Here is a 12,466-nt window from a genome sequence, read left to right on the forward strand (position 1 = left end):
ACTATGTTATTGGATAAAATGAAACATACGTTATGTCTCTCTCTTATTTTGCTGGTGGGAGTCACTGCTCTATATGCCTGCAAGAGTGATGATAAGGAGTTACAGGGAGAACCGGTACTGCAAGTCCAGAAATCCATCGGATTCAAGAAAGAGGGTGGGGAAGTAGCCGTACCTGTCAAATCGAACCGGGAGTGGAATGCATCGGTAACCGAGGGAAAAGAATGGCTGACGGCAAGGACAGCATCGGATACAGAACTGACGGTTTCGGCAACATCCAGTCCCGAAAAAGGAGTCAGAGAAGGAAATATTACTATCACCAATAATGCACTGACTGCTAAACTCAGAGTTGTGCAGACAGGCGGTGACCTGATCATTGAAGTGGCTGAAGAGAGCCGTGTCATTCAGGTGGCGGGGGCAGGAAAAGATCATCAGGAAGTCAACTTGCTTTCCAATACTGACTATGAAGTAGTTATTCCGGAGGAAGCCAAAGACTGGATTATCGAGAAAGAAGTACCTGATACAAGAGCCGATCTGGCATCCAGTACACGAATATTCTCCATAGCTTCCAATCCTCTGGCTACAGAAAGGAATGCTACGATCAAGTTTGTATCCAAAGAAAATACAAACATTTATGACCAGTCGGAAATCAAACAACAAAAGAAATCGAGTGATATTTCGGAGGTGAATCCGGAGAAAGATGTACAATTGAAAGTTACCGGCGGATACGACACTGACCATCAGCCGGGACAGGATATATCGAAGTCTTATGACGGTCAGTTCGGCGGAACCTGTTATCACTCCACATGGAGTCAAGCTGCTAAATTCCCCGTTACTCTTGAATATCAATTCGACCAGAATCAGCTTTCGCTAGACTATATCCTGTATCACAGCCGAAATGGTAACGGTAATTTCGGAGCATTCGAACTTTACATCAAGCCTCAAGGAAGTGCGGATTTTGTTCATATACAAGATTATGATTTTAAAGGAGCAGGAGGCAGTCACAGGATATTATTGAACGATCCGGTTGTACCCGCAGCTGTTAAATTTGTAGTTAAGAGTGGATTGAATGATTTCGTTAGTTGTGACGAGATGGAATTTTTCCATGCTATGGAAAATCCGCTTGATGAACAACTGACAACTGTATTCACCGACCTTTCATGCAGTGAACTCCGCCCGGACGCTTCCGACGAAGTCATCAACCGACTTCCGGCATTCTTCAATGTGCTGGCAAGGTCTTTGCAGGGCAATACTTATCCCGAAGCAGAAAAGAGATTCAGGATACAGTCTTATCAAGCATATAGCGTGCCCGAATATTGGGGAGATAAATTGAGAACCAATTACTACTCACCTCTCTGCAACCCTACCGGTATCATAACGAATGTGGGAGAAGAGATGGTCGTTTTGGTGGACGGCATTCCGCAAGGTGAATCCATTTCACTGAGATGTTGCTCTGATCTGGGACCTGACGGTGAGGAACGGTTTCTGAAAAATGGAATCAACAAGTTTTCTTTCTCACGTGCAGGAAATCTGTTTGTTATCTACCAGAAACTTGATCCCCGTGGCATGCCGGCAGTGAAAATACACTTTCCGCCTCAGTATGTGGAGACAGCGGAACACGCCCGTGTAGGCTTCAATGTATGGGATCTGACAGTAGATAAAACCGATGACCAGTTCCGTGAATATATCCGGAAGGCAAAATCTGTTACTTTGGATGGGGCTGATAAATGTGTGTTTGTTCTGAAAGGCAGGAAGATTCTGTTTACAGCATTGAAAGACTTATTGCAAAATCAGGACAACTTCAAACAGTATGGGGTAGTAAGAGGAATGGAACGATGGGATAACCTGATAGACTGGGAACAGGAACTGGCTGCTATCGATACCTATTCAAAAACGGGAGAATTCAATTCATTGATGCATGTCACGACTTTCACTGACGGACTTTATGCTACCAATTATTACATTAATATGGCAGCCGGTGATGTAAGTACAAAAGACGGATGGGGCTTCAAAAATAATTTCGATCCGCGCGATATGGACAAGAATCAAGATAATGAATGGGGACCGGGACATGAACTCGGGCACATGCATCAGGGGGCTATCAATTGGCCTAGCACTACGGAATCAAGTAATAATCTCTTTTCTAATTATGTGGTATACAAGATAAATCAGTGGGGCTCACGTGGAAGTTCTATCGGAACATTGGCTGCTTACCGATATGCGCCTCCGACCCCTTGGAGCAGATTCATGCATCCGCGAGATCCGAACACGCTGGCATTTACTCCTCAGGATATGACAGCCGATGATGCCAACAAATACGGACTGTATCAGGGAGAAGCTTCCGAAATGCACATGCGCCTCAACCAACAATTGTGGACCTATTTCGAACGTATCGGTAAGAAACCGAACACCATCCGCAAGATATTTGAACAAGGACGTACCCCTGAATTCTGGTTACCTTTCAATGATCCGGGAGCAGCACAGCTGATGTATGCGCGCAACGTAGCAAAAGCTGCCAATATGGATATGACCGAATTCTTTGATGCTTGGGGATTCTTTATTCCGGTCAGTTTCAAGTTGTATGCTTACGGAAGCTTTTCATATACCGTAACACAGGATATGATTAATCAGACGCTGGCTTATATGAAAACATTCCCCACCAAGTGTCCGCCTATTGAATATATTGAAGACCGGAGATATCAGGCAGGAGCCGGAGGCAACCAAAAAGGTATATCCGAAGATGGGGGAGATGTAGGGTATTTCGAAACATTCCAGAACAATGTAAAAATCACTAAGACTGTAAGTTATTCTGTTTTCGGAAGAACGTACACAGTGACTAATGGCGAACAGGCGGTTGCTTTCGAATTAATCAAGGGTGGCAAAAAAGTATGGTTTGCCAATCGGTTTGTATTTACCGTACCTGCCGGAGCAGACATTGAAGGAGCGGAACTGTACGCTGTTCAGGCGGACGGGCAACGTATTAAAGCAAATAAATAGGGAAATTTACTGAATATCCCCAATCTTATACGGAATGAAGAGTAGCTTTTACTTTTGAGTAGAAGTTACTCTTTGTTCTAATGAAGATAATCCTCTAGCTTCCATCCTGTATCCGATGAATAGTTTGCTTTTACATACCGTCCTTGGAAAATAGAACCGTTTATCGTTTGTAACCATCCAAAACTCCAACGAGGCAACTTGCTGATCTGTTTTATTAATTGTTCGGTCAGAGCTTGATTCTCTTTATTCATGATCTCATTGGGTGATAATAAATATCCGGTCGTTTTCCCTTTTTTATTCGTCACCAACAAGATATCTACGCCAAATTTTGTGGTTGATGTTTTATGCTTTTTCAAATTATCATTAACGAACTCTTCTAATAAATCCAGTTTATATTGAAGATTACTATACCAGCAACCATCTGTACTGGCAATAGGCGAATACTTGATAGTAGGACGAGGACAGCGAGGACCTTCCATCGTTCCGTTTTTTGCAATATTTAGAAAGTTTTGTGATATAACCTGTCCCTTTTCTATGTCAAACTCAGCTACATTCTTCGTCACAATTTCTCCAAATAAGTCTTTGGGACACGATAAGGCTGTTATCTTCCCCGAATACCATATTGCAGGAATCCCTAAATCGTCTTTTCCATATTTTTCAGCCAACTTATTCTTATAGATCAATGCTTCATTCGACTTTCCTTCTTTTGATGAATATATTTTCTTTAAGTATAACATAGCCTTTTGTCCTGAAGAATATTCAAAACGCCATTCTGCACGAATATCTTTAGGTCTTGGTAAATCGGATGGTAATAGAGATTTTTCCATAAATACTCCTGCTTCGGGAGATTCTTCAATGTTATAAACAATATCATAATTCTTCAAAGCATCGATAGCTTTTTGCTCTTTATAGTTAGATATCATCTTTTTTACTGGAATATAATGTTGGGCATAAACGGTATAAGTATAACATAAGATACTTAGCAAAAGAAACTTTTTCATAACTTTATTTTTTATGACAGAGTCGTTTTAATGAAAATAATCATTAAATCTCCAGCCCGTATTTTGCGAATAGTCCGCTTTCAAATATCGTCCTTGAAAAATTGAACCATTTATTGTTTCCAACCATCCAAAACTCCAAGGAGGTAGCTGATTAATACGCTTTAGAAGATTATTAACCAATATTTTCTCTTCTTGTTTTTCTGTTTTTTGAGGGGCTAAAATATATCCTGATTCTTTACCTTGGTTATCGGTTACAATTAAAATAGATAACGCAAATGCTTTTATCGATGATTTTACAGCATCTTGGTTTACAAACTTTTCTAATGCCCCCAAATCATTATATCGCATACTATCATGCCAGCAACCATCTAACATCATTGCTTTCTGTGACTTTTTTTCTATGCTTCCTTTTTTTATAGGTACATTTTCTTGTGAGATAACAATACCCTTAGAAATAGTTAATACAGCTTTTTCTCTAGATACAATTTCTCCAAACATATTTAACGGGCATAATAAAACATCAATCTTTCCCGAATACCAGACAGCAGGAACTCCATTGCTGTTTTTTCCATATTTATCGGCTAATTCATCTATAAGACTAATTCCATTTTCGCCTTCGATCTGCATTAAAGTGAGGGTACGTCTTAAAGGATCGCTGGAAGAAGGGGTATACAATAAACTCCATTTTATTTTGTCATATTCTAAATTTATTTTTGGTTCTGAAAATGGAAAAAGATCTTTATTAACTACAACTGCGTCTACTTCAAAGCCATCTATGGATTGCATAGGTGTATTTTTTACTTCAGATTTACTAAAATTCAAAATCATGTTCGAGATTGGCAGGGTTTTAGTTTGACCCAATGTTGTGTTACTGATTATAAAACAATAGCACATAAACCATATAAAAGTCTGTTTCTGCTTCATGAGTATTAATTTAAAGTTGTGTGATTCTGTAAAGATAGAAATAAATTTCGCATCTTTGTAAAGAATATGAATCTTTTTTTATGTAAACATGACAATTTTCCTGAAAGTGTCAAATGGATGTAAAAGATTGTGGACCAGTATGTTTCGAAATGATAGCTAAATATTACGGCAAATGCTATTCAAACTGGTTAGTTGTCTTGTTTTTTGATAGAAAAGTGGGAGAATTGATTTGTTCCAATAAATAAAATGTTAATTTTGCAGTAGTTATAAAAAACTAGCGGTTATGAAGAATGTGGTAGAGAATAGTGATTGGGATGTATGAAAAATAGTTCGTTAATTTTGTTGTATAATAATGCAGAATATTTGCCTTTTCACTTATCTTCAGGTTTCGAATCAAAAGGATGGGAGGTTACTCTAGATAAAAGACTGCTTGGAAAGGCTGCTGTCGTTGTTTTCCACCTTCCTACGTTACTTGATGTATTATCGGAAGAATTAGAAAAAACTGAAGGACAGTTTTGGGTTGCTTGGAAACATTCGAGAGAACGAGAATGGAGATTCAACACTAAACCAGTATGGGGAAATATATTTGACTTGTATTTATCTTATTCTCCTCAGTGCTATTGGAAATGCGCTACAACTTTTGGTTCTCAGCTACGTCCGTACAAACTAATGTATCCTTTATTGGACGAGATAACGAATTGGTTTAGAAAAATAGATTTTATGATAATTGGAACTCAAAAGGGAGGAAGTACTGCTTTGCATGACTACCTTCATCATCATCCTTCTTGTTGGGGATCATTTTTTAAAGAGCCCGGTTTTTTTCTTTACCCAACTGAATATGCGAAAGGATTTCCATTTTTTATGGAATATATGTGGAAGGAATATCCTCCTTTCCGTTATTCTTTATCCGATAGTCTTTTGTTTGAATCTACTACTTGGTATTCTTATTGGCATGAGGTTCCTGAAAGACTTTTTGAATACAATCCTCATTTGAAATTTATTTTTCTTGTTAAAAATCCCATTGATAGAGCTTATTCGCAATATAACATGTTGATAAATTGGAGGAAAAGCCAGCTTTTACATGAATATGAACTTTTCTCTGATAAAGAACAATTGAATATTTTATTAAAGAAGCTACTTGATACTCAGAATTTTCCCTTTTCGTATTGGGTCAATCAGGAAATAGAAAAGATAAGAAATCAGGAGAATACGCCAATAGATTTTTTTCCTGATTTTCTACATCGTGGATTTTATTATGAACAATTAGAGCGTTATTATCAGTTTTTTCCTGTGGAGAATATTTTAGTTATTGAACATCGTGAATTAAAAAACAATCGCATATCTACACTCAGAAAGATTGAACAATTTCTAAATATTTCCTATGTGGATTGGAATACAATAAATTTAGATGATAAGTTTGTCTCACAATATAATGTAAAATTACCTAGTGATATTCGTAATAAGCTTAAAGCTTTTTTCAAGCCATATAATGAGAAATTTTATAAACTCATAAAGAGGAACTTTGATTGGTAATAATTTATAGTTTGAGTTAGTATTTTCTATTTTTGCGAATCTTATCTGTGTTTGACTTCAGAAATAATTTTTTGGTATGTTGGACTGCATATTACTTTGGGAGACAAACTCCATTCGTTTATTCGCTCTTGCAAAATGCTCTCTTATTTTACCCTGCTGTTCCATATTACTTTGAGTAACATCCGAGTACCCAAAGTCCCTTTGTTCTGAGATAAAAGGAAAGATAACCATTTTGTTTGTGGCTAGTTTGGATATAACTCCATCGGCTGTGTCAGTATCCTGAAATGAATAATCCAGCATCTTATCAAAAAAACGATTATAAACAACAATGAACTGCGTGCACCAAAACCAGTCTACTTTATAGCGATGATATCCTTCAGGAATCGCTTGTCCAAATCCTCCAATACCACCAGTAAGTACTTCCGCTCCTTGTATATAAGCTTCTGTAACTTCTTTGAACAGTAATTTGGGAGAATAATTTTCCGTGAAATAATGGTCGTCTTCGCAAATGACAATGATGTCATCTCCTTTCTCTTTTGCCATTTTTATGATTTTGATCATACTATTCCACAATCCTACTGCACCGATAGGATGAACCGATGCTTCTACCCAATTTAACTCGAATTCTTCCTTGTTGTCGAACTCCTTAATTATATGTTGCTTACGTTCCACTCTTTCTTTCATATTGATAACATAAACCGGTAGATAAAAATCCGGTTGATGCTCGGATGCGAGCTGTTCTATGATCTTATTACTTTTATCGAGCCATATATCCCAGTTTAAACGTTCTTCAAAATCCTTTCGTGCTGTTTTCATTAGTTCGAAATATGTTGTATGGTTATTAAATGTCTCTTCAATTTTATCTGCATATTCCAGCGAAGAAGCGTCGATGTTGAACAGAAATCCATTTTCTCCTTCTTTGATAACTTGTGATACACCTCCTACATTAGTACCTAACGATGGAATACCATAGGCGCATGCTTCGCAGAAAGCTATTCCAAAGCAATCAAAACGAGTGGGTAGAATCAGAAAATGCGATCGTGTCAGGATCTCATGAAATTTTAACCTGTCATTGGAGTTTGTTTTGTCAATAAAAGGGTATATTTCAATATTCGGATCATTTGGTAAGGACATTGGAGGTTCACTTCCTATAATAGTGAGCGTACATTGAAATCCCCTTCCTTTTAGATTATGATAAATTTCAAGTACTTTGTTTCCACCTTTCATATTCCAATTTCTTCCGATAAATAAGAGGTTACATGGTGCATTTATCGGCGATACGTTATCTGGAATCGGGATGTTTTCTATGATATTCGCTCCAAATTCAACCACTTCTATTTTCTTGGCATCAGCATTGTAATCCTGCATTGCGCTCTGTTTTGCCCATTCCGAACAATAAATAATTTTATCCGCCTTTTGTATAGCGAGTGATTCCAGTTGTTCGGCTAGTTTGGCAAGACTTTCGTCCTGCCAGCTCATGTATTGATTAAACAGATGAAATGTAGTATCTCCAATATAAATAAGTGGTACATCCGAAACGAGATATGCGGAAAAAAAATAATCTCGGCATATAATTACATCATAACATTCCTTTTTCAATAGGTCAGAAAACGATTTACCAAAAAGCAACGCATAATTTTCAGGAAAGAATGTTTCATTGTTTTTGAAATTGGCTTTGTGGAATTCCCAAACCTCAGCAAACACAGTTTCGCCTACCCATATCACCCTATGTTTCTTTTGAAGTGAAGTGTATAGAGAGTAAAGAGTACCTGACCAGTTATTTTGATCATTAGGGTTTAATGAAGATAAAAAAGCGATATTCATGATTGTCCTAGTTATATCTAAAATAATTTATTAATTTTCAATTGAAAGATTAAACCATCGTATCGCGTTGTATTCTATTAAATAGATTCACAAAAAAACGAAATATGTCTTCATTAGACATCCATTTATTCTTTTCTAAATTTTCAAAATCGGATAATAGGCTATTTAATGTTTTATTATTATATACAGAGAGAAGATAGAGAAGAATTTCCTTTCTCAAGCGTATTGAACCTAAAGACATTTCCTCTTTCTTCGTTACGGTGACCTGCGTATCACTTCTTCTAAACATTAATAGTTCTTGTGGTTCTACAAATAATATTCCTCCAGCTTTCGCTATATCAAACCACAATTTATAATCTTCCACACAGGGGTAATTTTGATATTTAATATGGTGATTAAGCAGAAACTCTTTTTTAATCATCACACTAGGGTGAAGTAGCATGTTATATTTTAGTAACTCCAATACAGGTTCATGTATAATTCCATATCCAAGATGAGAAATTTTTCTTTCGTTGCCCTTATCGCTGAAAATCTTAGCCCATGTACCACAAACTGTGATATCCGGATTTTTTTTCATTCGTTTTAATTGAATTCTTAATCGTTCTGTATGCATGATATCGTCTGCGTCCATGCGTGCGATATAAGCGCCGGAAGCTAACTGCAATCCTTCATTTAAGTTTTGAATGAATTGATGTTTTCTTTTGACCAAATGTATTCTTTCATCTGCATAGTCCTGAATGATTTTCACAGTCCGGTCTGTTGAACCGTCATCTATAATAAGAAATTCAAAATCGGTCAGTGTCTGATTCAAGACACTGTCAATAGCATTCTTTATGTATTTTTCGCCATTTCTGACAGGCATTAAAACTGTTATTTCAGGCATTGTCTTGTTCTATTAATTGTTCATATACATTAATCGTATTATCTATCATCTTTGTCAGTGTGAATCTTTCTTGGTAGTTCTTGATTGCATTTGCGCTTAGTTTTAACCTTAAGGCTTCGTCATCTATCAAACGCATGATGGCATCCGCTAATTTTTCTTCATCTAGCTCTAAGCCAAAATCTTCATCAAATATTAAAGGAATTTTTAAAGCATTCACTTCATCTTCAAACATCTCGGAAAGTGCGTCTACGTCCGATACAATCATTGGTATACCAAACATTGACATTTCAATAGCTACATAGCTACATTGTTCATGCAAAGAAGGAATGACTCCTATAGTATTTGCTGAATATAATTCTTTCAGTTCATTAAAAGAAACAGCCCCCAATATTTCAATGTTTAGTTGTTTGTACGCTTTATGAATATGTGTCGACATATAACCAGTACATTGTCCAACTAATTTCAGTTTACAAAAGTACCCTCTATTAAATACTTTGTTCAACGCATTAAGTAGGCAAATCACTCCTTTTTCACGGCTGATTCTACCTACGAAAAGAATCTCTGGTATTCCATGTTTTCTTTCCTGCAAGGTAATCCCCGTATTATCCATACCATTATATATTACAGATATTTTGTCCGGATGAATACCATATGCTGAAACAATGTGTTTCATTGCGGAATAAGAGACACATATAATTCTATCAGATAAGGGATATGCAATCTTTTCTAGTTGATTATCGTTTATTAAATTGAATGTATTATTCAACCATTGAGAATACTGTTTTCTAAACTGGCTTTCGTTATATTCAAGGCTTAATTTCCAAGGAATGATATGTAAATGGGTCAAAGTATATCCGCCCAAAGACGATTTTAAAATATCGGCTAATTTAAATAGTAATAATTCTTGTACATGCCAAATTAATTGTTTCCTATCTTTTAAATAAGGGGATATTAGGTCGGATATGACGTTAAAATACTTAGTAAGCCAATATATTTCATTTCTCAGAGGCTTGGATTTAGATGGATATGGGATATTAGCAATTATCCTATCCTCCATCACTTCTAATTCTGGAAATATCAGACTGGTATTTAAACAAATGATGTGAACTTTAATACCGTTTATATGCCTCATGCCTTCTGTTAACATTTGAATATAGCGTACAACACCGGACGGATTTCCAGTTTCTATTCTGAGGATTACAATATTCTTTTCTGTCATTGTTGCATTAAATAGTGTCCGGTGGATCTTATATCTTGAAAATTAAGACATTTCATAAGTAGTAATTGAGGAATTCCTCCTTTTAGCCTATTTAATGTCAGTCGATTTCCTTTGTATAAATAAGATTCTTTATTAAACAGTAAGTTTGATAATTCTTCTTTTAAAGATGACCATTCGCTTTTTTTATTAAGAAGTTGCAATTTATTCAGATTGTAAATCGTGTCAATTGCCTCTTTTAAGTTTAGGGTTTCCAAAACCATATTTGAAAAGTAGCATTTTGTAATCGTATTTGCCAACTTTATGATATCTTTGCGTTTATGGTACAAGCCATATTGCAAAAGATTGACTCCAAACGATATATTGGTACAAACATATTTATCACTGATTAATTTTCTATGTGTTTGTACTATTATGTCAATTAATGTTTCTCCTCGAATATTTAATTCTTCATAAAGATTATATTGACAAAGCACTTTCGTAGCATGGTAATAGAATAAGTTACGTTCAAACAAGCTTTTAGGAATTAGTTTCAAATAATCACAGAGGTTCTCTATTAAATTGGGAACTATTTCATCAATATCAGATTCTGGAATATATGATTTAGAAGTTATTAAAAAAGATATAGCGTCGCTTTTAGATACAATATTGTTCATATCTGTTTTTAATTGTTTTATGAATGCTACTATTTCTTTATGTTCTTGACCATATAATTCCAGATAATCAGCTTCAATATATTCTTTTTCGATAAGATGAATAAGTGACCATGCTATTCCCATTTTTCCTTCATTAAATGTATTGCTTTTCATAGGAGAAGCTAGTACCTCTTGCAATAACTCAAAAGCATGTTTTTCAGCTAAAGCATCCTTAAAATAGTGAGAATATTCGAAAAGAATTAAAGAATACCCCATTTTACCAAACATCAGACTAGAGTTGTCTAATGAATATCCATGTAATAATATAAAGTTCACCAAAAAAATATTTTTCATACTTCGTTTATATTAACTCGCTTTAATAGGGAAATCTTCAATATTGAATTGTACTATGGCAGAATGGTTGTAGTCCTTCTTTGTGGCAATTTCAATAAGCAGTGTCCGAAATCAGTGACTTAGTATTGTTTCTTGACTTAATATCAATATTCAAGGTAGTCTTCAATCTTAAACTTTTCATCTTTTACAATAAATTTTAAATATCGACCATATAACATTTTCTTGTCAATGGTTATCAGGGGGCCAAAACTGTTTTCAGGAAACTTCCTTATTTGTTTTTCTAAATAAGATACAATCATTTTCTCGTCGGTAGATAATGCTTTCGGCAATAAGAGGTGTGGAATAATTTGTCCTGTTTTAGGGGCTACTTCCAATAGAAATGAATATTCCTTCCCAACATGTTTGCTAAATTCTGTAGGAAAATTTTCATTAATAAGAGGAGAGATTAAAAAATCTATATTCCTTTTAATGTCATCATACCAACATCCGTCTTCGCGTATTAATATCATACCTCCTTTTTGTGGGAAACAAGAAGATTCAAACTTACCCTCATCTGGAGTTATTTGTTTTTCGTCAGATATCCTGCCTTTATGAATGGATATGAGTGAAGCTTTCTTTGATACAATTGTATTAAATAGCTTTCTTGGGCAATGCAAAACGAATAATCTGCCAGTGAACCATTTGGCAATTATACCATTATAACCTGCGGGCACATCTTGATACATAGCTGATTCTCTCATTCCATATTTCTCTTTTATTTTTTGTAATTCAAGAGAAGCTTGTTTTAAGGAATCTTTGTTTTGCGGAAATATATCTTCTAAAAATAGATACTTACAGTTTCTGTTTGGGATTCTCCATTGAGCTACACAACAAAATTCTTTCTTTAAAGGTGAAGGATACATAAAGGAAGGCTCATAGAAGTAACCGGGAACATATATTTCGTCATAATCTTGAGGAACACTATTTTTACTATCCTTGAAAAGACTAAACATGTCAGTTAGAGACAGAATCTCATATTTGTCGTCTGCATTATTTTGAGCATAGATCAAACCGGGTAATAAATATACGAAAAGTGATATAATTCTATTTTTCATAATTGTTA

General features: G+C 35.5%; 10 protein-coding genes. 3 read left to right on the forward strand and 7 right to left on the reverse strand.

What is annotated here, in order from left to right; translation table 11 throughout:
• Window positions 1-3: 3 nt before the first annotated feature.
• Window positions 4-2,994: a M60 family metallopeptidase gene (locus K6V30_RS09960; RefSeq protein ID WP_055270328.1), complete on the forward strand. Its 2,991-nt coding sequence runs from the start codon at window positions 4-6 to the stop codon at window positions 2,992-2,994.
• A gap of 77 nt (window positions 2,995-3,071) precedes the next feature.
• Here K6V30_RS09960 and K6V30_RS09965 read toward each other — a convergent pair whose 3' ends face one another.
• Both K6V30_RS09965 and K6V30_RS09970 read right to left on the reverse strand, forming a co-directional pair.
• A complete protein-coding gene (locus K6V30_RS09965; protein WP_010536875.1) occupies window positions 3,072-3,995 on the reverse strand; it encodes a DUF5030 domain-containing protein in 924 nt (307 codons plus the stop codon).
• A gap of 27 nt (window positions 3,996-4,022) precedes the next feature.
• Window positions 4,023-4,919, reverse strand: a complete 897-nt coding sequence (locus K6V30_RS09970) for a DUF5030 domain-containing protein (protein WP_010536876.1) — start codon at window positions 4,917-4,919, stop codon at window positions 4,023-4,025.
• A gap of 113 nt (window positions 4,920-5,032) precedes the next feature.
• Between K6V30_RS09970 and K6V30_RS25355 the strand changes: the two genes are divergently transcribed.
• Window positions 5,033-5,164, forward strand: coding sequence for a hypothetical protein (locus K6V30_RS25355; RefSeq protein ID WP_109115922.1), 132 nt, complete (start codon window positions 5,033-5,035; stop codon window positions 5,162-5,164).
• A gap of 73 nt (window positions 5,165-5,237) precedes the next feature.
• The gene (locus K6V30_RS09980; protein ID WP_055270330.1) at window positions 5,238-6,452 is read left to right on the forward strand and encodes a sulfotransferase domain-containing protein; all 1,215 of its coding nucleotides are present in this window, start codon (window positions 5,238-5,240) and stop codon (window positions 6,450-6,452) included.
• Window positions 6,453-6,509: 57 nt separating this feature from the next.
• Here K6V30_RS09980 and K6V30_RS09985 read toward each other — a convergent pair whose 3' ends face one another.
• From K6V30_RS09985 to K6V30_RS10005, 5 genes are all read right to left on the reverse strand, one after another.
• Complete coding sequence (locus tag K6V30_RS09985) at window positions 6,510-8,276, reverse strand: glycosyltransferase (protein ID WP_055270332.1); 1,767 nt, start codon at window positions 8,274-8,276, stop codon at window positions 6,510-6,512.
• 49 nt (window positions 8,277-8,325) lie between these two features.
• Window positions 8,326-9,159, reverse strand: a complete 834-nt coding sequence (locus K6V30_RS09990) for a glycosyltransferase family 2 protein (protein WP_055270335.1) — start codon at window positions 9,157-9,159, stop codon at window positions 8,326-8,328.
• A complete protein-coding gene (locus K6V30_RS09995) occupies window positions 9,152-10,378 on the reverse strand; it encodes a glycosyltransferase family 4 protein (RefSeq protein ID WP_010536882.1) in 1,227 nt (408 codons plus the stop codon). Before K6V30_RS09995 ends, K6V30_RS09990 begins: the two co-directional genes overlap by 8 nt.
• A complete protein-coding gene (locus tag K6V30_RS10000) occupies window positions 10,375-11,364 on the reverse strand; it encodes a hypothetical protein (protein WP_010536883.1) in 990 nt (329 codons plus the stop codon). Before K6V30_RS10000 ends, K6V30_RS09995 begins: the two co-directional genes overlap by 4 nt.
• 143 nt (window positions 11,365-11,507) lie before the next feature.
• Window positions 11,508-12,458: a DUF5030 domain-containing protein gene (locus K6V30_RS10005; RefSeq protein ID WP_010536884.1), complete on the reverse strand. Its 951-nt coding sequence runs from the start codon at window positions 12,456-12,458 to the stop codon at window positions 11,508-11,510.
• Window positions 12,459-12,466 lie beyond the last annotated feature (8 nt).

It is taken from the genome of Bacteroides faecis (assembly GCF_020091505.1).
Lineage (GTDB): Bacteria > Bacteroidota > Bacteroidia > Bacteroidales > Bacteroidaceae > Bacteroides > Bacteroides faecis.

Excerpts from the sequence above, each read along its gene's own strand:
- K6V30_RS09960 (WP_055270328.1), top strand. The coding sequence starts at position 4 with ATGTTATTGGATAAAATGAAACATACGTTATGTCTCTCTCTTATTTTG.
- K6V30_RS09965 (WP_010536875.1), bottom strand. The coding sequence starts at position 3,995 with ATGAAAAAGTTTCTTTTGCTAAGTATCTTATGTTATACTTATACCGTT.
- K6V30_RS09970 (WP_010536876.1), bottom strand. The coding sequence starts at position 4,919 with ATGAAGCAGAAACAGACTTTTATATGGTTTATGTGCTATTGTTTTATA.
- K6V30_RS25355 (WP_109115922.1), top strand. The coding sequence starts at position 5,033 with ATGGATGTAAAAGATTGTGGACCAGTATGTTTCGAAATGATAGCTAAA.
- K6V30_RS09980 (WP_055270330.1), top strand. The coding sequence starts at position 5,238 with ATGAAAAATAGTTCGTTAATTTTGTTGTATAATAATGCAGAATATTTG.
- K6V30_RS09985 (WP_055270332.1), bottom strand. The coding sequence starts at position 8,276 with ATGAATATCGCTTTTTTATCTTCATTAAACCCTAATGATCAAAATAAC.
- K6V30_RS09990 (WP_055270335.1), bottom strand. The coding sequence starts at position 9,159 with ATGCCTGAAATAACAGTTTTAATGCCTGTCAGAAATGGCGAAAAATAC.
- K6V30_RS09995 (WP_010536882.1), bottom strand. The coding sequence starts at position 10,378 with ATGACAGAAAAGAATATTGTAATCCTCAGAATAGAAACTGGAAATCCG.
- K6V30_RS10000 (WP_010536883.1), bottom strand. The coding sequence starts at position 11,364 with ATGAAAAATATTTTTTTGGTGAACTTTATATTATTACATGGATATTCA.
- K6V30_RS10005 (WP_010536884.1), bottom strand. The coding sequence starts at position 12,458 with ATGAAAAATAGAATTATATCACTTTTCGTATATTTATTACCCGGTTTG.